Here is a 22,531-nt window from a genome sequence, read left to right on the forward strand (position 1 = left end):
AATACTCATCTTAAAAGCCCTATGATTTTACGGAGAAACCTGAAGTGGAGCCTTATCTTATTTTACACGTGGAAAGGTTTATTGTATTACCTCGTGTTGGCTATATTAGTGTACTGGATACACCATCAGGGTATTCATCTCGCCATACCTTTTTATGCCATCACCGCTTTTGGTACGGCCCTGGCGATTTTCCTGGGTTTTAAGAACAACAGTGCCTACGACCGTTGGTGGGAAGCACGGCGCTTATGGGGCACGTTGGTGAACTACAGTCGCGCCTGGACACGCCAGGTCATAACCTTTCTCAACGATCCCGATGCCACCAGCCCCGAGGAGATCACAGCCTTCAAAGAAAAGCTCCTGCACCGGCACATTGCCTATGTCAATGCATTACGTGTGTTTCTGCGCCGGAAGTTTAAATACAACGAAACAGGACAGGAGGAGCTGTTCCAGTCAGAAAATGAATACCACGATGCAGAACCCTTCCTGCAACCGTCGGAATATGTCAGCTTTAGCAAGAAGAATAACCCCCCTAATTTCCTGCTCGAGCTGCAGGCAGAGGATCTACGGTATGCCTTTTCGCAAGGCTGGTTATCCGACTATCGGCTGGTAAAGCTCGAAGAGACATTGGTAGAGTTTAACAACGTGCAGGGCGGCTGCGAGCGCATCAAAAATACACCCTTGCCCCGACACTATAGCTTCTTCTCCCGCGTGTTTGTGGTGCTGCATGCTACCATGTTGCCCTTTGCATTTGTGGACGAGATGGGCATGATCATGATCCCGATCTCCGTGTTGATCTCGTTTATCTTTCATTCCCTCGACCTGATTGGAGAGCGTAGCGAAGACCCTTTTGAGAATCGCCTGGAAGATGTACCGCTGACGAGCCTCTGCCGCACCATCGAGACCAACGTCAAAGAACAATGGGGCGACGAAAACCTCCCGCCGGCGCCAAAAAATATTGGCGGCATCATATTCTAAATCTATTATATCGCTAGTATGAAAGAGATTTTTGAGTGGAGCCGTGTATTGTGGAACGACTTGCCGGAAGTATTTCTGTTGGAAGTGTTATTCCGCTCTGTCATAATGTTCATCGTCCTGCTCATTGCCTTGCGATTGGTAGGCAAGCGCGGTGTGCGGCAACTATCGATCTTTGAAGTCGTCATTATTATATCGTTAGGATCGGCCGCGGGCGACCCAATGTTCTATGAAGACGTCGGCATGATGCATGCGATCATGGTCTTTGTCGCGATCATTGGCGTTTATCGCCTGGTGACCTGGTTGATGGCCAAAAGTATATGGTTTGAAAACCTGATAGAAGGAAAAGCGATCTATCTCATACGCGAAGGAAAATTTGCCTTTGATGATTTTAAGAAAGAGTCGCTTTCACAGGATGAATTTTTTGCTGAGCTGCGCGTGCGTCAAGTAGAGCACCTGGGCCAGGTGAAGTGCGCTATTCTGGAAACAAACGGAGATTTTAGCGTACTATTCTACCCGGATGAGGAGGTGCGTCCCGGGCTGCCATTGTTGCCCGATGAGTTTTGCAAAAAAAGCTCCGAGGTTCAACACCCGGCCGTATATGCCTGCACTTTCTGCGGACATACCGAGATGTTGACCCCCGGCAGGCATCATTGTCCGGTATGTGCGCACGAAGAGTGGGTGAGAGCACTAAACACGCGCCGCATTGCGTAACCCGGCAACGTGCTGGTCCGTTTTTTTAAATGTATTCCTTGCCTGCCAGTTGGTTAAAGTATTTATTTTTGGACCTTCAAATCTTACATGAAAAGAAATATAGTTTACGTCGTTGCGTTGATCCTGTTCATGCCGTTCCTCAGCCAGGCGCAGGACTTTCGTTCTGTTCGCTGGAATCGTGACCTGATGGTAAACCTGGGCATTGGCACATCCACTTATTTTGGAGAAATTACCGGCTCGGGCGACATGGGCAAACTTAACCCCAGTGTTATCCTGGGCGCAGAATATTATTTCACCAAGCGCTTTAGTGCGCGCGGACAGTTTGCCTGGTTCCGCACCTCGGGCGACGATGCCGACGCGCCGGGAAATGAGGAGGATGGGCGGCGCGTGCGCAACCTGTCTTTTGCTTCCAGCAACTTCGAATTTTCGGCCATTGGTATAATCAACCTGGTGCCGCAAGGTTTTCGGTTCGAAGATCGTCCCGGCGTGAATCTACATGCGTTTGCCGGTGTGGGCGTGATGCGTTTTAATCCTACCACCGAATACCTGGGCAAACGATACGTACTTCAGCCTATAGAAACCGAAGGCGTAAGCTACAGCCGCGTGACGCCGGTCATACCGGTTGGCCTGGGCGCCCGCATTAAGCTCAATCCCTTTTACAACCTGTTGATCGAAGGCGGATACCGTTTCACCTTTACAGACTATATGGACGATGTGAGTATCCGTCGTTATCCCGACCCGGCTTCCCTGAAGAGTGACCTGGCCCGTGCGCTGTCCGACCGTCGCGCCGAATACGCGCCGCCCACCACCAGCGGCCGGCGTGGTAATCCCGATGCGAATGATGGCTACTTCCTACTGAACGTGTCGCTCCAATATTATATTCCCTGGGAAGTGAACAAGAATCCACAGAAGAAACTATACAACCGGGACAAGTACCTGCGCAAGAAGTGCAAGCTCAGGAACTAGGTCGTCTCGATCGACCGTTCCTCCAATTGCTCCATCTTCATCCGGTGACGACGGCGCAATACATCACGTCGCAGAAAAGGAAAGAAGATAAAAGCAATCAGGAGCGTGGCGACTCCCTGTAATAACACGGTATTGGGCGCGCCGGCGTAATGGGACACGGCGCCGATCAACAAACTGCCGATGGGCTGCATGCCAAAGAACGCCATCGCATAATAGCTTAGCACCCGGCCACGCATCGCAGGGGTAACCGCTGTCTGAATCAATGTATTACTTAACGTGGTCTGCGACATCATGCCAAAGCCCGTAATGGCTATAAACGCTAACGCTACAGGGAAATTCGTCAGATGCGAAAAGCAGATAAGCCCTATGCCAAATATGAGCGTATTGAAGAATAATACTTTCTTCAGATTGCTGCCGGCTTTGAGTGATGCGAGGAAAATCGCGCCGCTCACGGCACCGAGTCCTACAAAACTATTCAGGTATCCAAAAGTAGACGCCCGCCCCTGGAAGATTTCCTGCGCATAGACCGGTAGTAAAGTGATATAGGGCAGCGACAATAAACTGACACAGGCGAGCATCAGCATGACCGTGCTGATACTGGGTGTCTTACGCAGGTACTGAAATCCTTCACGCAAGTCGGTCAACGCATCGTTGGTGCGGGGCTTCGGTACATACCGCGGGAGGCGCATACAAAATAACGACGTCAGCACGGCAATAAAGCTGGCGGCGTTGATCGAAAAGCAAATATTGGCGCCAAACTCTTCCAATACAATACCCGCCATGGCGGGGCCGATCAGACGCGCGGTGTTGACCATGGAAGAATTCAGGGCAATGGCATTGGGCAGATGTTCTTTATTGTTCACCATGTCGTAGACCATGGCCTGTCGCGCAGGGACGTCAAAGGCATTGACAATACCCAGCACAACACTCAGCGAGAGGATATTCCAGACGGAATCCAACCCAAGCAATACCAGTGTCGTCAACAATACCGCCTGTACGAGCGACGCCACCTGTGTGAGCAACATCACACGATAGCGGTTATAACGGTCAGAGACCACGCCGCCAATGATGGAGAACAAAAAAGACGGGAACTGCGCAGCAAAGACCGCAGCACCGAGCATAAACGACGACTGCGTTTTCTCATAGACGAGCCAGTACACGGCAGTGCGCTGCATCCAGGTGCCGATGAGTGACACGGACTGTCCTGCAAAGTAGAGCCGGTAGTTGTAGCTCTGAAAAGCTCTTAAGAAAGGGAGTTCAAGGCGCGGCATCTGTCAGTCGTCCCGATTCTCTCGGGGCGATGCGGCAAGATTGGAAAAATTATTCATTGTTCTGCAGCGCCGCCGTCTCACTTCTTTTGCCCAGGATGCGCGAAAGCAGGGATTCGCTTTCCGACCCTTGCCTCGCTACCTCGCCACCCGGCACGTTGTCGGGCAGGAATCGCTCGGCAATGTTGAGCAGACCGGTCATCACGCCGGGGGCCACGGCTTTCAACACCGTCGCCAGGCGTGTGCTCATGGACACAATCGCCTCGGGCCTTCCATACTCCAGGGCATCGATAATGTTCGCCGCCGCGGTCTCGGCTTTTACCGAAAGCAGTGCCGACGACGCGGAGACTTTAAACCACCGGTACTCGGCGGCGTGGTCGCCTTTGACGGTGATGTGGCCCGTACTGCCGGTGCGCATGAGCCCGGGTACAATGGTTGTTACTTGTATGTTGTGTTTCCTCAGCTCCGTGTGCATACCTTCTGATAAGCCCACCAGCGCAAACTTGCTGGCCGTGTAGGGCAGGAGATGCGGTACCGCTACTTTGCCGCCAATCGAGGTGATGTTGACAATACGTCCGCCCCCTTGCGCCTGAAAGTAGGGAATGGTGCCGAGCATGGTATATAATGCAGCCCAGAAGTTGGTCTTCATGGCTTTCTCATAATCTTCGATGTTCAACGCTTCCTGCGGTCCTACCTGGATGGTGCCGGCATTGTTGATGAGCACATCCAACCGTCCGTAGTGGTCTACGATCTGGCGGAGCATAGTGTCTACTTGTTGGGTATCTGTCAGGTCCACGGACAGCGTCAGCACGGGGGCGCCCAGCATTTCCAATTCTTGCCGGGCTTCGTTCAGCGCTTCGGCTGTACGGGCGCAGATCGCCAGGCGTGCGCCCTTCGCGGCCAGCATGCGGGCCAACACCAGGCCCAGACCACGCGAGCCGCCGGTGATCAGCACGACCTTGCCGGCGAGTGAAAAACGATTTTGCTCCTGCCGCCAACGGGCATAGGCCATCAGGCCCACGGCGCCGGCAGCACCGGCCAGCAGCAGGCGGTTGCGAGTGGAAAGCAAAGACAGCGAGGGGATTCCGAGCAGTGCCATAGTGAGATCTTTTTTTACTATCGCAGCAAAAAGCGGGCGCAGCAAATCTGCCGGCAGCAGGGACGTTTGGGGCATTATTGTCCACACCTCTGCGGAAGTGATGCGTCGCACACTTATACCGGCAGCGCGCTGCGCAACGATTCCTGGTAGCGCTTGGGCTTCAGGCGATGGTGCCGCTCAAACAAACGCGTAAAGTGGCTCAGGTTGGTGAAGCCCACCTCGTATCCGGCTTCCGACACGGAGAGATGCGAGAGCAGGCGTGCGGCTTCTTCCATGCGGGCTGTCTGGTAATAATTGTAAATACTGTCGCCAAATACCTGGCGAAAGAGCTGCTTCATTTTTGTAAGGCTTATGCCGGCATCTTCGGCGAGCTGCGCCAGACTTGGTGGTTCACGCAGGTCGGCTAACAAAGCACTGCGCACCGCGTAGATCTTTTCGGCATCCTGCTGGTGCACCGGCAGCGACGTACGCGTCGGGCGGCGAAGGATGCGGGCAAACAACAGGTAAATCATCTCCAGCGTACGCGTCTGGTATAGCAGGGAAGCGAGTGGCGTGTGCTCATCGATCTCTGCCAACTGCTCCAGTACACGCTCAAGCTCAGGCGTCATGGCTTCGTGCAAGACAAAGGAAGGGCTTTCTGCCAGGATCTGCCGCAAACAGCGATGCGCTTCCTCCGTCGCATGCTGCGGCTCACAGCCACCGGTGATATTTAATAGCGCTAATAAATGCTGTCGTGGAATGTTGATGACTACCATATCGGTGAGCATGCCGGCCGGGAGGGTAATCGTCGAGAAGAGATTGCACGTTGTAAGCTCAACCGAATAAGCATTGCTGTCGCGCGGATGCGGGCGACGGCCGCTAAATTTAATGCTTAAGAAATCGGCGGGCTCCGGCGCCTCCAGGCGTCGCAAGGTGAGGGGTTGTACGAGCGTATGGCGGTGCATACACAAGGCGACACCGTGGTCAAGGTATACTTCGCGGATATACCCGTGCCCGAGCGACTCCGGGAAGTTCAGCTGGTCACCCGACACGGTGGCGCCAAAGCGTTGTGCAAAGAGATTCGTGAAGTGAAACTCCTGGCCAACAACAAATTCAAATTCTAGCGCCATCGTGATGCGGGATTAAAAGGTTCAGGACACCTGGGCAATGGGTTGCAGCAGGGGATAGTCTAGATAGCCCTTTTCGCCCGGCGTAAAGGCCGTGCTGAAATCGGCTTCGTTCAGCGGTGCACCGGCGGCGATGCGTTTCTCGAAGTCGGGGTTCGCCAGCAACGGACGTCCGAACGCCACGAGGTCTGCTATGCCGGCGTGCAAGGCTGCTTCCGCCGATTCTGCCGTAAGCTCGTTACAGAGAATGATGGTATGCCGGAAAGCGTCGCGTATCGCCTGCAGTGTCTGCGGTGTCGTGGCAGCGTTCGTGCTGATGTGAATATAGGCAATGCCGATATCGTTCAGCTTCTGGGCCAGGTATTCATACGTACGTTGTACCTCGGCCGCATCGTATAGGCTCAGGTCATTATAAGTATTGTATGGCGAAATCCGGAGGCCGACCTTCTCTTTACCAATCGCATCGGCAATTCCCTTTACCACCTCCAGGACGAAAGCAGCACGTTTTTCAATGGATCCGCCATATGCATCGGTGCGGTCGTTTACAACGGGGTGTAAGAACTGTTCCATGAGGTACCCGTTGGCACCATGCAGCTCCACACCGTCGAAGCCGGCGGTTACGGCGTTTTTAGCAGCCAAGATATGCTGCTGCACCACTTCCTTTACTTCGGTCGTAGTAAACGGTACGGGGACACCGTAATCTTGCATGCCTTCAGCGTCGGTCCAGATTTGTCCGGCCGCTTTCAGTGAAGACACACCACGCAACACAACCTCTGCCGGCAGGTTGGCCGGGTGGCCGACGCGCCCCGTGTGCATCAACTGCATAAAGACCTTGGTGCCGTTGGCATGAATCGCAGCGGCTACCTTCTTCCAGGCTTCCGTTTGTGCGGACGAGAAGATGCCCGGAATGCGGGGATAGCCCAGGCCTTCCGGCGCGGGCGCGGTGCCTTCGGTAATGATCAAACCCACCCCGGCCCGCTGCCCGTAATAGGTAGCCATAAGGTCGTTGGGGATATTGCCGAGGGCGCGGCTGCGGGTCATAGGGGCCATTACCATATGGTTTTTTAACGAAAGGCCGTGCTTATTGTACGGCGCAAAAAGCGTTTTCATGCTGTAGGAATTAAATGTTTCACCAAAGATGATCCATTCAATAGACCTAAAATAGTCATAAAAGGCGGGAAAATAGTCGCATCGGACTGAAGTCTGGCGCGACAAACCGGATGTTTCTTTAAATCAATGTAGCCGCTGTAACGCCTGTTGCACAGCGGCTTCGGTGGTCGGACCGGTGTAGCCTGCAATCACTTCGCGAACAATGCCCCCGGCGTCCACCAGGAGGAAGGTCGGCACCTGCACACCAGGATATGTTTTCTTCAACGTACGATTGGTCATCACGATGGGGTAACCGATCGCCTGTGTCTCCCGATGTTTTTTTAATGCATCCCGATTGGTGACAAAGGGTTCGATACTCACTACCGTTACACCTGGTGTGGCGGCCAGTCGCGTCAGAAATGGGAGCACTTGCATACAGGGCTTCCAACCGACGGAGTTAAAAACGATCACACTCTTTTTACCTTTTAATGTCATGAAGCATACTGTATCTCCATCGACTTGTGCCAGTCTCCATTCATAGGCTGACTTCCCGATCAGGTCGCTTATACCGGCTTGTCGTTTTGCAGCCGGAAGACTGTCGGGTAAGGCAAAGGTTGTAGTAACACTGCCCGCCGGCGTTTTTAATGCGTCGATTGCGAGCGTATCTATAAAATTAATGCGTTGAAAGAGAATAGTCTCCACTGAAGTTTGGTGCGGCATGTCCCGCAGGAGCTTGATAGGAAGAAACGTATGTTTGTCCAGATATATAACATAACGTGAAACAAAACCTGCAGTGTCCTTCGCTATGACGACATGATTGGCCTCTAATTCTATATAAAGATCGGGAAATAGTACTTCCAGTTTTAGAGAATCGTTTTCTTCGGTGGTGTTGAGCGTAGCGTTTCTTTTTAGCGCCTGCTCCATGATGTTTCGGATGGACAGGTGCAGGGAGCCCATGATTCTGCGGGCGTCATCCGGATGTTTTCGGAGGTCCGTTACATATACCCTTTCCGGCTCTTCGTCATTGATCTCCACCAGGTGGTTCCCGTCGTAGGCTTTCCGTAAGCGAAAAGTATCCTCTAGGATATATAGCTGGAAGCTGCCGCCCTGGATGGTATCTGCGCGGTTCACAGACATGAACGTTTGCGCGATCCACGGTTCTCGGAACACGTTGCGCATATAAGGTAGACCCGCCTTTTCCTGGGTAATAATCATCACATTCCGAATGCAGTTGATTTCGGCGATCGCACGTTGTGTCACAGCTTTCGGAGACAAAGGCACAGAGAGGGTGCCCGGGTGTGAGATCGTACGTTTCTCCTGGCATGACACCTTTTCGTGGACAAGCAATAAAAAAAACGTTAGTGTAAGCGTAGCCCATACGATAAACCGGACAGGGGAGGCGTTGACGACAGGATATACAGGCATAGAACAGTATAAAAGGCGTGGAGCAAAGTATAAACTTTCGTGTACCCGAATGTTTACTCCGGTATTACTTTTAACGGTATTTTTAAGGTGTATAGTATACAAAAAGCCTTTTTTAAACAGCATCACAGTACGGGGTTGAAGTCCCTAAAAAAGATGGTGTTTCTTCTTATACCAACGCAAATTTTACCGCTCTTTTAGGTAGACAAAAGATGATATAAAAATTTGTAATTGTGTGGTATTTCGAAAGAAAATTCACGTAACAACTGGTTCGCCAAAGTAAATTCTGTTTTATGCTGGAAGATCTTCAACTCCCTCCGTCGCTGAAACCGTTCCGGAATCTGACCGGTTTGGGCGAAAACGACCCCCCGATGGACGCGAAAGAACGGCAGTTGCAGTACCTGGACAATGCCGAGCTTTTTGAAATTCTGAACGCCGAGTATAGAGCGTATAAAGTATTTCATGAAAGCGTCGTCGGCCGCGTGCAATCATCTTTGCATTCATAACAGCATGAGTACTGCGATTCACGACCTGATAGATCGGTTTCTGAATAATACGGCAACCGCCCGGGAGCGTGAACAGGTTATGCACCTGCTGGCGGACGGCCAGCTGAGCAAGGCCTTGGGGGAGCAGATATACCAGCATCAGCTGTTTTACATAAACAATCCGCGTCGGCTGGCCATTCGCGACGAAGACCGCCAACGGTCTGCCCATATCAAGCGCCGATCGCTGGAAACGATCTTAGGAGTTACCGCGCGCCCTATACACCTGGGGCTGCCGTCATCGTGGATGGCTGTTGCGGCGGTGTTGGTGGTACTGGTCCTGGCGGTGGTCTGGTTGGTGCAGCAGTCGCACGCGGAAGTGCAGCAGGTCGCCCGGCGTCCGGCTGTCGAGCGTGAAGCCGTCTATCAGGGCCGTCAGTTCTTTCACCTGGCCGACAATACGGCCGTCACATTAAACCACGGTAGCGAGCTGCGGTATAGCAGTGCGCCGGATGCGCGGGTACGCGAGGTGACGCTGAAAGGGGAGGCATATTTTGATGTAGTACATGACCCGGCGCGTCCGTTTATCATACACGCCAATGGTATAACGATAAAAGTGCTGGGCACCGCCTTTAACGTCAAGGCCTACACGGGCCAGGCCGAGGTGAGGGTAACAGTGGCCCGCGGCCTGGTGGACGTCCGTAAGCCGGGCAACTTCCAAACGTTGCTGCATCGTGACCAGGAACTGGCCGTCGACGTAGCGTCGGGCCACGTAGCCCGGCAGTCGGTCGATGCGGCCGAAGCGATTGGCTGGAACCGCGACTTTATAATACTCGATCGTGTGGACCTGGTGACGGCGGCTGCCATCCTGGGGAAACGCTTCGGGCGAACGATTACCGTAGAGGGTAGCGACATCGGCACATGCCACATTGCGGCAGTGTTTGTGGAGGACGACAACGTAACACTCACGCGTGTGCTGGACGCCATCACCCAGTCATTACCGGACACCCAGTATGAGCTATTGCCCGGTGGCGACGTGGTGTTACACGCGAAGGCCTGTCGTTGATGCGGCTTGCCGATGGCGCTTGATATTACTTTATACTGCACACTGACTGCGTTCTTTCACCGCCGGCGCGCCTCATCGCACCGAACGGTCGATTTTCTGGCCCCGGAAAAGTAAGGTGCACGCTGAGAGCCCACAGCCTGCCCGGTATACCGGATCGTTGCTGATTGCAGTCGGCAACGTTTCGTGTGAACGTGGTAATAGTCTATCCAACCCACCATCTTGACGAGTCCCCCGCAGAGCCTGTGAACGCGCGGGGACTCGTTATCTAAAGTTTCCCCAATCCGAACGCGCAGCCCGAAGTTGTAAACATTTAGCGCACACGTTGCGCACAAATTTATTCACAAGGGTATAAAAATGTGTTCGGAAGGAGCGGGGCCTATCTGCCAAAGTATAAGATAACCTACTGATAAAGCATTTTTGGATTACTTATACACTACTCTTGATCCACCATTACATAAAACTAGGTTTCTCCTGGTTGCAGAATAAATTATCAGGACTATATATCTTCTTTTTAGAGGAACTCGTTATATTGTCCGTAGAAACCGTTACACCTCTCGCGGTCGTTAAAAAAGTAAACCATTCATTAACCAACGTAAAAAAGTATGGCGTTCTTAGAAGAACTAAAAATCACCGGTAGTCTCGGTGACCTCAGCTTTTATCACATGCAGGGTGTCGATAAGATCGTGGTTCGCCGAAAAGGCGGCGCGTCGAAAGATCACATCCGTCATTCGCCCGCGTTTGCCACGCCTCGTCTATATATGAGTGAGTTCGGCGGCTGCTCGAAGATGGGCAAGGAAGTGCGTTTTATGCTGCATCCCATGAAGGCCATGGCCGACTATAATTTCAGTGGTTTTATCAATAAAGCCTTAAAAGCTGTTCAGAAATTAGACGGCACCAGTGACCTGGGACGGCGCGCAATTACGCTGTCGAAGTATCCTTCCTTGCTCACAGGCTTTTCGCTCAATAAATATACTACATTCGACTCGGCCGTGCGTACGCCCGTAACGTATGCGATCGATCGTGAAAAACGCTCTGCGCAGGTCAATATTCCGCGCCTGCTGCGCGATATCAACTTCTTTCCGAACAATAAGCATACGCGGTTCCGCATGGTAGTCTGTTTGGGGATCGTGCCGGATTTTACGTTTAATCCCGTGAAAGGGAAGTACGAACCGCCCGCATGGTATGACTCGCGCTATGACGCAGAGATAGTATACTCTCCGTGGTACGCGGCGTTGAAGGGCTCGCCCGAGGCAACCCTCAACATCGCAGCGGACCAGGTGCCACCGGATGAATCGTATAGCCTGATGCTTACCGTAGGCGTACAATTTGGCTCGCCGATGGAGGATGATGTTATAGCGCCGGTCAAGCGCGCGGGCGCTGCGAAAATATTGGGCATTGCAGGAATTGACTGGGCAGCCATGGATGCATTCGTATTGCCAGCGGTGGAGGCGACGCACGAGGAACCCGATACGCCCGGGGAGTCGGCGCCTGAAAAGGAATCAGCTGGGGATAGCAAAGAAGCGTTCGTGGCCAATGGTTATTGCGTGAACTATGTTTCCGCTCCGGCCAATGCTATTACGCGCGTCTATACGTATGCCATGGCAGTGCCAGCGTCGCAGGCGATGGAATCTTCTGATACGGACGATGTGGGTTGTGAGACCGCAGAATCCTCTTCGTTACATGGCCATGACTGCATAGGTGACGAGCGACAAGAAAAAAACAATTATTACAAGATGTCCTACAAAGCCCACCCAGAATTTTTTGGTTCTGGGACCTTTGAGTTCGTTGAGTCCGGTAAAAATTCCGCCGATACTTATACCAAATGCAATGGTAGTAGACACGGCCAGCAGCACCTCATTACCGCTAAGCCCGAGGAATTCCCAGAAGGTTGCTGTCAAAATTGTTCCGAACAGGATAAGCCCACTGAATATAAAGAGCTTAAACGTTTTGTATGTCATGTTCATTGTTGAGGCGTGTGGATAGCCCCAGGGGGTAGCAGGGTAAAAGTACTAAAAATATTGATGGTTCACCGGACGCGGTGAGGCATCAGCGGTGGGCATGCAAACCGCTGGTGGTGGGAAGCTTTGTAAAAATAATTTTGTATTGGGGAGAAGCACGGTTTTTAGTTTTTTATACCTTTAGCCATACACTTTTTTCTCCCAGGTATTGTATGGTAAGAATCTGTTTCCTGGCGGCGGCGCTGTGCCTGTTGCTGGGATGTTCCGACAACGAGCGCGCGCCTGGCGGTGGCGCCACGCGTGGTTTTTATTACTGGCATACGAGGTCGGGGCGCTTTGACTGGGAAGACTCTACCTATCTGGCGCTGGACGTCGACCGGTTGTATGTGCGTTTTTTTGATGTCGATTGGAGCGAAGCAGACCACGCGGCCATACCCGTGGAGCCGTTGGGGTATTGGTCCCATCTGTGGCCCGATACCGTAGACGTTGTGCCGGTGGTGTTTATCACCAACGAGACCTTTACGCATCTGGATACGGCCGGGGCGGCCGTGCTGGCGCGGCAAGTCCACCGCAAAGTGATGGCGCAGCTAAATGGGATATCCGACGTGCAGTCGTACGCGTTGTATCAGGACGGCCCAACCGACGAGGACGGGTACTATCCGGATCCGTATCGGCAACGATCGAAGCGTTTTGACGAGTTGCACCGGCGGGATTCGCTGTACGACGCCCTGCTGCACCGGTTGCGAGAGGTACAGTTTGATTGTGACTGGACGGCCGGCACCCGGGCACAGTACTTTGCGTTTCTGCGTGAGACAAAGAAACTCTTTGCCGGCAAGTTGGTGTCGTCTACGGTGCGACTATATCAATATAAGTATCCCGGCAAGGCAGGTGTTCCGCCGGTGGAGCGTGGTATGTTGATGTGTTACAATGCCGGTAGCGTCAAAGACCCGGAGACGGCCAATTCAATCTTTGACCGGAAAGAAGTTATGTCCTACCTGGAGGGCGAGCATCGCTATCCACTGGCATTGGACTATGCATTGCCGGTTTTTGAGTGGGCGGTGCTATACCGGGATGGTACGTTTCAGGCGATTCTGTCGGCGGGAATGTTGCGGGATGATTATAACCGTTACCTGGAACCACAGGGCGATCGACGCGCCACCGTGTCAGAGGATTTCACATATGGTTATACCAATCAGGGCGTTTACCTGCGCAAGGGCGACCAGATACGATTTGAGCGTCCTGATATGAAAGACGTGGAGACCGTTGCGGCCTGGCTTCATGAACATAAAAATTCGGCCGATGCGGCCTTAACGTTCTATCACCTGAACCACTATGACCTTACGAAATATTCCCAGGCACTGGAAGCTATGTATCGCGCTTTCTAGCCTCCTGTCTTTTTGGTCGACCGGCACCGGTCTGCAGGCATGTTATTATCGGGCGGAAAACGAAGAGCTGCGGTATATGCTCTTCAATCCCGACCTGTTGCAAGACCGGGCATGGTGGAGCTTTTTTTATTCGGCGCATGCCCAGGCATTTAATGGTCAATATTATTCGACGCGCGATGAGGACCAGCTTATAGCCGATTGGATCGCAGCCGTGGGCGCTTCACCGGCCGACACCGCGGCGGCCTGGGCGTGTGTCTTCGGCGCGCCATCCGACTCGACGCTGGCCGTGAATGCATTTTATAAGAAACTGAAACAAAAGCCTGCTGTGCTGGCGTGTTATCAGGCGTTGAAGCAATATGAAGATCTGGCGGCATTTGAACCGGCCTGGTTTGATGCAGACGAGAAACCGGAGCCGGAAGTATATGATGTTGCGCTGCAGCGAGTGTCCACGCTGCTGGCGCGTGAGCAGAATCCATTTCTGCAAAAGAAGTACGCTTTTTTACTGACCAAGCTTGCCTTTTACGCGCCGGACCGTGTATTGTTCAATGCGACCTACAACCGGTATTTTAAGAACGTCGCCACGCCGGGGATATTGGATTGGTGGGCCATGCATTACAAAGCGATGACATTGGAGGGGAGCTATACAGACTCGGCCAACTATTTCCATGCACGCGTGTTTTCGCATGCCACGGCGAAGATGATGGTGTCGCGACAATTTTTCTCACGCCGCAACATGTCGGGTGTATTGGCGTTGGCAAAAGAAAATAGCACCCGGGCCGATGTATACGTGCTTCAGGAAGCCATTAACCCGGGGCGTAGCCTGGAAGGCATCCGGCAGGTATATACATTAGCACCGGATCATCCCCACCTGCCGATGCTGATCGGGCGCGAGGTGAACAAGTTTGAAGATTGGCTGGGCACGACGCGGTATGTCGACGCAACGGTATCGCCGCGCGATTATTGGGGCGAACGGGCGGTGATGGGGAATTGGCAGCGCGACCGTCAGTACCTGGATGAGTTTGTCAAGGCTCTTCAGGCAATGGATGATCTGGCGAAGCGCTATCCGGCGTACATGAACCTGGTGCTCGCCAACCTTAGCTTGATGCAGGGGAACGGCCAGGCGGCAGCCCTGCATCTGGATCTTGTTCCGACCACGGATCCAGTCGTGGCGTACCAGGTAACCGCGTTTCGGACTGTGCAAATTACTTTACAAGAGGATGTGCGCGACCGCGCCGTACAAGAGAAACTCGGGGCATTATACAAAACGTTGCTGGCAGACCGGGTCGGTCAGTTCGAGTCACAGAAGATCCTCTTTTCGCTTAACACGTACCTACGGTATACTTTTGCGCGGGCGGGGCTGGTGGGGCTGGCAGGCTTGTTCGACCATTATGCCGTTGATAAGTTTTGTTATAGTTGTGTTACCTATGGGACGTTCGAGTACACGCTCATCCGGTACCTGGACCGGTATGCGTCGACGGCTGATCTGGAGGCGTTACTGAATGTATATAATCGTGCGGATAAAAATACATTGGAGGAAATATTGCTCAAGCCACATGCTCATCCACACTACTTCCAGGATCTGCTGGCGACCAAATACCTGCGCAAGGGCGATGTGGTAAACGCGCTGGCTACACTGCGCAGGATTCCCGATGGATTCTGGTCGACCTTTGCCAATGCCCAGTACTATTTAGACCGCGATCCGTTCACGGTGAACGAGGAGCTGCTGGCGGGCCAGACGATGATCACGTATACCAAACGGGAGATTGTGGAAAAACTGTATGCGCTGGACACCGCTGCCGCGCAAGATCCCCATCAGAGAGCCCGTCACTATTTTATGCTGGGCAATGCCTGGTTCACGTTCACGACGCACGCCTGGTTTATGCTGAGCTATGGCGATGGCTCGGCTACGCCGGATGATGGCGTGTACGCCATTGGCTACATGAATTCCCGTAAGTATTTCAAAAAGGCGTTGGAGGTGGAACAAGACCGGGATAAGCGGGCGAAGATCATTTATATGTTGGCTCACTTAAGTGAGAGTAAAAAGGAAAAGGTGGAATATGCCCGTCAGTATGAGCAATATGAGACCACGGCATTTTACGGGCGCCGGAATTGCCTGACCTTACACGACCTGGCGCAGAAGAACTGACACCAGATGGGTGTCAGGTATTTTATGACCGTGCAAATTCTGTATCTTCGCTGTCTGTTTAAATGGCTGATGTATGGTTATGGTATGGATCGTTTACTTCTGGACGGTCGTGTTGTCCGGATATATGGGTGAAACGCCCTCTATAGGCGGGCCGGGTGCGGGCGAGCCTTATGCATGTATTACGGAGGCTGAAGCCTCCCGTATTTTGGGGCAGCCGGCGGAGCGGAAGGAAAGCACGGTTGCTGAACGAGAGGGAGGTGTAGAACGGTTTACGTGTATTTTCACGGCGACTTCGGAAGACCCCAGGACACGTAAGAGAGGTAATCTATATTATATGCTCGAGGTGTACCCAGACTCTGCAGCGGCACATAAAACATATGCGGAGATTGTGGCTTCCAATGTACATATGCCTGGGCAAAATACACTGGCCAATCTTGGTCGCGAGGCCTGGGAGCACACTGACCGAGATAATTTTTACCTTGTCCTGGTGCGCGAGCGAAATATGTTGTTACGTATTAAGATCAACAAACTCACCAGTCTGACGTCTCAAAAAGATCTGCTGGAAGTCGTGCGCGAGATTGCGCGGCGTATGCAGCAGGGATAACAAAATCAGGAAGGCTGTTCAACATGAAGCAAGGCAGTGCCGGTAGGGTGGCTCGGTTGCGTTTTTGTCATTTTATCCCCCTTTCGAAGTCCTTTTCTCCGACGCGGGAATCGACGCCGGGTATACACCTTTGTATCGTCGGGCCGGGCATCGTACACATACGCGATGCGGTACAGGTCCGGAAATGAATATTTAAAACGATACAACAACTCCTTAAAACAATTCCAACATGAGCACGGTAGCAACCAATCAGAAAATTGTTCCTTTCCTGTGGTTTAACGGCAAGGCAGAAGAAGCCATGAAACTGTACACATCGCTGTTTGCAAACTCGAAGATCGAGGCGTTAAAGAAATGGGACGAAGGCAGTGGCTTTCATGGCGTGATGGTAGGAACGATCGTCCTTGACGGTCTGCGGGTCAACATGTTCGATGCCGGCCCGGACTTTACATTCAACGAGTCGTTTTCGTTCTTCGTCACTTGCAAGGATCAGGAGGAGGTAGACAAGTACTGGAATGCCCTGACCCGCGACGGTGGCGCGGAAAGCCAGTGCGGATGGTTAAAGGACAAATTCGGATTCTCCTGGCAGATCGTGCCAGCGTTCATGATCGATAAGATCAATAATGGCGAGCCGAAGCGGCTGGGACAGTTGATGCAGACGATGATGAAGATGCGGAAGTTGATAGTGGCCGACCTGGAAGCCGCGTATAACAAATAGAAAAAGAGGACCGCTTATACACTTTCCAACGTATCTTTACCCGGTCGGGTCTACTATACCACACGTGGTGGCAACACCGCGCGTGGCTTTGTTTTCCGGTAGTTCCTAAAGCATGCGATATGAAAAGTGATTTGCAATTCAAGCTTCGACAGGTATTGGTCATTATCGGGTTGTGGATATTCTTTGGCTTTGTGCTGACGGTCTACGACCACCTGGTGCTGTTGTCGTATATCTCGAACGGTCCATCGGCCGAGTATTCGTTTTGGGTCGCTGCCATGCGCAATATGGGTGGTGGTCTGATCGGTGGCGTGTTGGGTGGTAGCCTGATGACTTTTTACATCAATGTAAAATATCAGGACAAGCCGTACGGTTATACCATTGTAGCGGTGAGCGTGTCGTTTGTATTGATCATCGCGCTGGTGACGGTTGTCATGGGCATGACCATTGTGCCGATGCGTACGGGGCGGCCCTGGTATGATGCAGCGTCGCGTCGGGCGTTGCTGGAGTTCATACAAGATCCCGCGCCGGTCAAGGCGTTGCTGGTGTGGTCATTTATTGTGGCCGTTACACAGATGTTGGTGCAGGTGAGCCAGAAGTTTGGGCGCGGCGCTTTCTGGAACCTGGTATCTGGCAAATACCAGATACCCCGCGAGGAGACGCGTACCTTTATGTTTCTCGATCTGAACGCCTCTACGGCGATGGCCGAAAAGATGGGGGATAAACAATATCACTTGCTGCTGCGCGAGTTCTTTGCCGATATCACACAACCCATTCTGCACAACAACGGCTCCATCTATCAATATGTAGGCGACGAAGTGGTGATTGCCTGGGGGCATCAGGCAGCAGCCTATAACAACTGTGTGCAGTGCTTCTTTGACATTCGCCAGGCGATTGCCGACAAGCGCGAACATTACCAGGCACGGTTTGGTGTGGTGCCTTCGTTTAAGGCGGGGATTCATTGCGGCAATGTCGTGGCCGGTGAGGTGGGTATCATTAAACGTGACATTACCTACTCGGGCGATGTGTTGAATACCACGTCACGCATTCAAGGTATGTGTAAGGAGTTTAATACCGACCTGATCGTATCGCACGACGTGGCCCGAAACCTGGATCTTTTTGACAAGTTCGTGCTGAAGCCCCTGGGGCATATCAAGCTGCGCGGCAAGGAGAACGAGCTTTTACTGAACACGGTAATGCTGGTTGTCTGAAAATGTAGTACATTGATTCCCCCTTTTTTCTTAACCACAAGGGGATGTGTGTCATGGCCGTATCTGCAGATCTTGGGAAAGATCCCATTCCCTCACTTTTCTTTCGCTATTATGTGCCGACGCTGACCAGTATTATGTCGGTTACGGTGCAGATGGTCGTAAACGGGTTATTGCTGGGCCAGTACGTTGGCAAGGAGGGCGTTGCTGCGGTAGGTATTTACGGGCCGGTCTTAACCGTCTTTATATCCTTTGTACTGGCGTTGACGATTGGCGGGGGCATTCTGATTGCCCGGAGCATTGGTGCGGGCGACGGTGCACAGGCACGAACTGTATTGCGGTTTGGCACGACGCTGGCGCTGGTGGCGGGTTCGGTCATAGCCGTCAGTGCGCCGTTTCTGGTTACGCCGCTGGCGCAGTTCCTCGTGGGGGCTGATCATACGTCGTTGGTGCAGAACACCCGTGATGTTATGCTGTGGGGCTTTGTTGGTATGCCGGCCCTGTTCGTGCGCATTGTCTGGGGGCACTTCGTGGTGAATGACAGTGGACCACGTGTAGCCCGAAACGGTTCGCTAATAGCCGTGGCGTTGAACGTTGTATTGGATTTTGTCTTTATTGTCTGGCTGGGGTGGGGTACCGCCGGCGCGTCGATCGCTACGGCGTTGGGTAATACTTTTGCAGCGGGGTATCTGTTTTGGTATATCCGTCAGGGCCGCGGGCATTTGCACTTTGGTAACTTTCGGTTTACGCTATACTTTCCTGCGTGGAAATCGTTGTTTCAAGCGGGGGTACCCTCGCTGTTATCGGAGCTTTCGTTCTCTGCGGGGTTGCTGATTATCAATCGTAGCCTGGTGTCCTACGGTGCGCTGGCGGTAGCGGCGTTCGGACTGATTAATCACCTCAGCTTTATCTTTCTTCGGTTGTTGACGGCGGCGATGCTGGCGGCGTTGCCCATCATGTCATTTAACGTAGGGGCTAAGCAGCCGGAGCGGGTACTGGCCGTGCTGCGATTTGCGATGCTGTTTTCGGTGGCGATTGGCGTGGTGGTCTGTGGTATAGGATGGCTAGTACCGGGGACGTTAGTGCGTGTCTTTTCGGCAGAGCCGTCCGCGGTGTTTGAGTCGCTGGCAGCGAACGGATTGTCGTTGTATTTCTTGTTGTTCCTGGCGGCCGGGCCTAATTATATACTGGGGGCGTACTTTCAGAGCACCGGTAAGACGACCATGTCCATTGCCGTTAATTTGTTGAAGGCATAGTGCTCGTGATGGCGTTTGTGTGGGCGTTGCCCCTGTTCGGCCTCGGGCTGACGGGCATGTGGCTGTCACGCGTCGGCGCCGAGGCTGGAACGTTGGTATTTATTGGTGGGTATTATTTGCTCGCCGGTGCGCACTCGCGATCGTAGATGGCAGCAATGGCGGTAAGGTCGTTCTCGCCAGACCCCAGTGATTTATTTTTGATGTTTTCTTTCAGGTAGGGGCAATCGGAGAAATACTTCGAGAACTTGCTGGCAAAGTTTATGCTCTTCACCGGTTCAAAGTCCGGTTCGCTCTTTTTTCGTATATAATACAAAAAACCATCACCTTTTTGACCGTTCACTGTGAACGGCGCATTGGCTGCACTGACTATCCCGTGGCCAGTTATTATCGGTCGCTTATAAACGCCGATGGTTTTCAGGTCGTACACTACCTGTACGAAGAAATCGCCCATGGAGACAAATTTATAGAGGTCAAAACCGTAGCCCTTGCTTTTCTGCGCGTAGTATCTTCTGGTCTCGCCGGAAGGCAAAATGATCTTGACGGAAAGCGCAGCTTTGTCGATAACAATTCCTTCAATCTTATTGCTGTCGGCGTCGATCACATAACCTTCGTGGTAGTCCGGCTTGGCTTTCCAGTCATTGTATTTCTCAGATTTTTCCTCGTCCCACGCGACCTCGTGCGACTTCGTTTTTGCTTTCTGATATTTTTCGGATTCCTGGGCGTAGCCAGTAAAAGCCAGACATGCCAATAGAATGCCAAGCAGGGGAGTTTTCATGCAGGTACAATGGTTAGACAGTGGGTACGAAGGTCGGAAAAAGACGGCGAATGGCAAAGGCGTTGTTAGGCCTCATCCAGCCACAATTCGGCGGTGGCGCGGTCGCGGAAGTTCTTTTTTGGAAATTGCGTGGTTTTGGCCACGGAGTCGAGCTGCATTTCGGTTACGTCGTTCTGCATGATCTCCGCTACTTTTCGCACATGGCCTTTGAGTAGCAGGGTTTGGGCCTCTTCGTGCAGCTTGCGAAGCTCTTGTGGGTGGGTTTTCATTTCGGAGGCATCGGTCAGCAAGGTGAAATCTTTTTTGAGGCCGTCCAGCGCTTTTTTCCAGTCGGCGATGTAGTTCGGCACAGCTTCGGCGTTACGCCAGAAGCCGATGATCTTAAGGTACGCGCGGTTCTTTTCGGGCGCGATTTCAATCACATAGTGTTTGTTGCTGCTGATGGTTATCAGGCTCATAAGGAGAGGGGTTGGTTGTGTTAGAGCGGCAATATTACGGCATTGCCGGTACTTTTGATAGTTGGCTAACACAAAAACGGGTAGGGGAAAAACACCCTACCCGTTCGTATTTGTTTTATTATTTATGTGTTACCGGTGGTATAGGTAGCTCAGGCCGACATTATAGTATAGACCGCTGAGGTCTACGTTGCTATACGGAAGGATCGTTGCGGGTGCGGTGGCGTTTTTAGTCTCGTCTTCGACGGCAACATCGTATTTCCACTTTTTGAATTTCATGTAATCGTAGGAAACTGCTGCCGAGAGCACAAAGCGCTTTTGGGTCCAGCTCAGGCCGGCCTGACCGGAAAAGAAGATCGACGAGGCATTCGCTTTGTCGGCCTTGCCTTTACTGATTTCGTCGATGATGCTGGCGGGTATTTCTTGCTTCAGGCCGCCATAACCCAGGGAGGGACCCAGGGTGACGTGAAGCTTTTCGGGGACCAGCGGCAGCTCGTACAGTACTTCCAGGCGACCGATCCAGTTGTTGAGGTGATCCATGCGATAGATGTCGAACAGCAGGCTGGTGCTCAAATCTTTCACCAGGTTCTTGACGCCAAAACCTACTGTATAAACAGCTATGCTTTCGATATCCTGGAAGGTGCCCAACGGGCTTGTATCAACGGTATATTCGCCGTTTTCGTTACGTACGGTAACGATACCGGTTGGCTTGGTCGCTTCGATAGTCGTACTGAGTGCCGACTTGTAGCCAACGTGGACAAAACGCTTTCGCGCATCGCGGTCTTCATTGGACTCGGTTATTTGAACACCGGTCTCCAGCTGCCCGACGCCGCGGTATAATTTGCCTTCTGCGTAGTCGGGATATACGTCGGTGATATAAATCCGACCCAGGATTTCTTCTTTCTGGTTGACGTGGTCGCCGATCTTTTCGTCAACTGTGCGTACGCATTTGTAAGCGTCGCCCTTCTGGATGTTCAGGTCTCTGCCGGCGTCGATCACGACATGATTGCCGTCGATCCTTTCCACGCGCGCTACGTTTACCGAGGCGTTGCCCGCTTGCGGCTCGCGCGCCAGCTTGCCGGCCATGTTTTTAACATCGCCTTGCAGTACGCGGGCGGTGGCGCCGTGTTCAGCGGCAAAGGTGATCTTGACCTGGCCAATGACGGTATGGCCGTCGTCGGACAGCACCTCGTAAAATTCTTGTTCGTGTAAACCGTCGGCCGTGCCTTTGGTGATGGATACCTGGTTAGAGGATACTTGTTTGTCAATGCGTGCTGCCACCGGGAAGTGTTTGTTCACCTGGCCGGCGAGGTTTTGTGACGCCAGCTTGAGTGACGAGCGGATGGCTTCTTCGCGGTCTGTAGCGGTGGCGTTGACCTCGGCTTGAAAAGACTTTTCGAACTGGCCTGTTTCCAGGTTGAGGATCTTGAGCGTGGCAAAGGCAGTAGCGCTGAAATATCGTTCGGACGTGCTGCCCGATGTACGGATTTTCTCTTCGTGGTGTACGCGTGTCAGGTTGCCGACAAGCAGGTATTTAGCACCCGACATCTTGCCCAGGTCGATGGCCGACCTGGGGTCGACAAAGTCTTTCATGGCCAGCTCGTTCTCGATGGCTTTCCACATCTCGCCACTACGGGTTACGATCGCGACCTTGTTGGCGTTCACCAGCAGGTCGAGCGTGGCCTCGTGGAGACCCTTTGCACGGTCCCGGGCGGAAGGGTAGTCCTCCGATTGCATATCCTGGAAGATGATGGTAGGCCTTACGGACTGGCTAAAGGCACAAAACGAGAAGCTGAGAAGGGATAACAGGAAGAAGTGCCGGAGGCGGTTCATGTAGTGGTTACGTTA

Annotated in this window: 20 protein-coding genes; 12 read left to right on the forward strand and 8 right to left on the reverse strand. The window is 52.7% G+C overall.

The annotated features are described in order from the left end of the window. Nucleotides 1-21: 21 nt before the first annotated feature. The 3 genes from K7P01_RS18235 to K7P01_RS18245 all read left to right on the forward strand — a co-directional run bounded on the left by K7P01_RS18235 (nucleotide 22) and on the right by K7P01_RS18245 (nucleotide 2,652). Nucleotides 22-975, forward strand: a complete 954-nt coding sequence (locus K7P01_RS18235; protein WP_267295667.1) for a bestrophin family protein — start codon at nucleotides 22-24, stop codon at nucleotides 973-975. 18 nt (nucleotides 976-993) lie between these two features. Beyond that, on the forward strand, nucleotides 994-1,686 hold the full coding sequence (locus tag K7P01_RS18240) for a DUF421 domain-containing protein (protein WP_267295669.1): 693 nt from the start codon (nucleotides 994-996) through the stop codon (nucleotides 1,684-1,686). Between the two features lie 87 nt (nucleotides 1,687-1,773). Then, entirely contained in the window at nucleotides 1,774-2,652 is an 879-nt protein-coding gene (locus K7P01_RS18245; protein WP_267295671.1) for a porin family protein, read from the forward strand. Here K7P01_RS18245 and K7P01_RS18250 read toward each other — a convergent pair. The 5 genes from K7P01_RS18250 to K7P01_RS18270 all read right to left on the reverse strand — a co-directional run bounded on the left by K7P01_RS18250 (nucleotide 2,649) and on the right by K7P01_RS18270 (nucleotide 8,639). Continuing rightward, nucleotides 2,649-3,923: an MFS transporter gene (locus tag K7P01_RS18250; RefSeq protein WP_267295673.1), complete on the reverse strand. Its 1,275-nt coding sequence runs from the start codon at nucleotides 3,921-3,923 to the stop codon at nucleotides 2,649-2,651. The two genes, K7P01_RS18245 and K7P01_RS18250, sit on opposite strands and share 4 nt — an antisense overlap. Nucleotides 3,924-3,972: 49 nt before the next feature. Next, on the reverse strand, nucleotides 3,973-5,019 hold the full coding sequence (locus K7P01_RS18255; protein ID WP_267295675.1) for an SDR family NAD(P)-dependent oxidoreductase: 1,047 nt from the start codon (nucleotides 5,017-5,019) through the stop codon (nucleotides 3,973-3,975). 113 nt (nucleotides 5,020-5,132) lie between these two features. Continuing rightward, nucleotides 5,133-6,128, reverse strand: coding sequence for an AraC family transcriptional regulator (locus K7P01_RS18260; RefSeq protein WP_267295677.1), 996 nt, complete (start codon nucleotides 6,126-6,128; stop codon nucleotides 5,133-5,135). Nucleotides 6,129-6,149: 21 nt separating this feature from the next. Continuing rightward, a complete protein-coding gene (locus tag K7P01_RS18265; protein WP_267295679.1) occupies nucleotides 6,150-7,235 on the reverse strand; it encodes an alkene reductase in 1,086 nt (361 codons plus the stop codon). 123 nt (nucleotides 7,236-7,358) lie between these two features. Then, nucleotides 7,359-8,639, reverse strand: a complete 1,281-nt coding sequence (locus K7P01_RS18270) for a TlpA family protein disulfide reductase (protein WP_267295681.1) — start codon at nucleotides 8,637-8,639, stop codon at nucleotides 7,359-7,361. 290 nt (nucleotides 8,640-8,929) lie between these two features. Here K7P01_RS18270 and K7P01_RS18275 point away from each other — a divergent pair, with 290 nt between their 5' ends. From K7P01_RS18275 to K7P01_RS18315, 9 genes are all read left to right on the forward strand, one after another. Beyond that, nucleotides 8,930-9,142, forward strand: coding sequence for a hypothetical protein (locus tag K7P01_RS18275; RefSeq protein WP_267295683.1), 213 nt, complete (start codon nucleotides 8,930-8,932; stop codon nucleotides 9,140-9,142). A 4-nt stretch (nucleotides 9,143-9,146) separates the two neighbouring features. Further along, complete coding sequence (locus K7P01_RS18280) at nucleotides 9,147-10,184, forward strand: FecR family protein (RefSeq protein WP_267295685.1); 1,038 nt, start codon at nucleotides 9,147-9,149, stop codon at nucleotides 10,182-10,184. Between the two features lie 602 nt (nucleotides 10,185-10,786). Beyond that, complete coding sequence (locus K7P01_RS18285; RefSeq protein ID WP_267295687.1) at nucleotides 10,787-12,154, forward strand: hypothetical protein; 1,368 nt, start codon at nucleotides 10,787-10,789, stop codon at nucleotides 12,152-12,154. Between the two features lie 200 nt (nucleotides 12,155-12,354). Next, the gene (locus K7P01_RS18290; protein WP_267295689.1) at nucleotides 12,355-13,527 is read left to right on the forward strand and encodes a hypothetical protein; all 1,173 of its coding nucleotides are present in this window, start codon (nucleotides 12,355-12,357) and stop codon (nucleotides 13,525-13,527) included. After that, nucleotides 13,475-15,673, forward strand: a complete 2,199-nt coding sequence (locus K7P01_RS18295) for a hypothetical protein (RefSeq protein WP_267295691.1) — start codon at nucleotides 13,475-13,477, stop codon at nucleotides 15,671-15,673. The genes K7P01_RS18290 and K7P01_RS18295 overlap by 53 nt, the downstream gene beginning before the upstream one ends. Nucleotides 15,674-15,752: 79 nt before the next feature. After that, nucleotides 15,753-16,277, forward strand: a complete 525-nt coding sequence (locus tag K7P01_RS18300) for an SPFH domain-containing protein (RefSeq protein WP_267295693.1) — start codon at nucleotides 15,753-15,755, stop codon at nucleotides 16,275-16,277. A gap of 229 nt (nucleotides 16,278-16,506) precedes the next feature. Beyond that, nucleotides 16,507-16,992, forward strand: a complete 486-nt coding sequence (locus K7P01_RS18305) for a VOC family protein (protein WP_267295695.1) — start codon at nucleotides 16,507-16,509, stop codon at nucleotides 16,990-16,992. 119 nt (nucleotides 16,993-17,111) lie between these two features. Next, complete coding sequence (locus tag K7P01_RS18310) at nucleotides 17,112-18,200, forward strand: adenylate/guanylate cyclase domain-containing protein (protein ID WP_267295697.1); 1,089 nt, start codon at nucleotides 17,112-17,114, stop codon at nucleotides 18,198-18,200. 53 nt (nucleotides 18,201-18,253) lie between these two features. Continuing rightward, nucleotides 18,254-19,453: an MATE family efflux transporter gene (locus K7P01_RS18315; RefSeq protein ID WP_267295699.1), complete on the forward strand. Its 1,200-nt coding sequence runs from the start codon at nucleotides 18,254-18,256 to the stop codon at nucleotides 19,451-19,453. Between the two features lie 112 nt (nucleotides 19,454-19,565). Here the strand turns inward: K7P01_RS18315 and K7P01_RS18320 are convergent, their stop codons facing one another. The 3 genes from K7P01_RS18320 to K7P01_RS18330 all read right to left on the reverse strand — a co-directional run bounded on the left by K7P01_RS18320 (nucleotide 19,566) and on the right by K7P01_RS18330 (nucleotide 22,516). Further along, nucleotides 19,566-20,228 carry a hypothetical protein gene (locus K7P01_RS18320; protein ID WP_267295701.1) on the reverse strand — a complete coding sequence of 221 codons (663 nt, stop codon included), beginning with the start codon at nucleotides 20,226-20,228 and terminating at the stop codon, nucleotides 19,566-19,568. A gap of 65 nt (nucleotides 20,229-20,293) precedes the next feature. Further along, nucleotides 20,294-20,686, reverse strand: coding sequence for a hypothetical protein (locus tag K7P01_RS18325; protein WP_267295703.1), 393 nt, complete (start codon nucleotides 20,684-20,686; stop codon nucleotides 20,294-20,296). Between the two features lie 129 nt (nucleotides 20,687-20,815). Then, nucleotides 20,816-22,516 carry a CsgG/HfaB family protein gene (locus K7P01_RS18330; RefSeq protein WP_267295705.1) on the reverse strand — a complete coding sequence of 567 codons (1,701 nt, stop codon included), beginning with the start codon at nucleotides 22,514-22,516 and terminating at the stop codon, nucleotides 20,816-20,818. Between the last annotated feature and the right edge of the window lie 15 nt (nucleotides 22,517-22,531).

This window comes from Parachryseolinea silvisoli (assembly GCF_021190955.1).
GTDB classification, from domain to species: Bacteria; Bacteroidota; Bacteroidia; order Cytophagales; family Cyclobacteriaceae; genus Ohtaekwangia; species Ohtaekwangia silvisoli.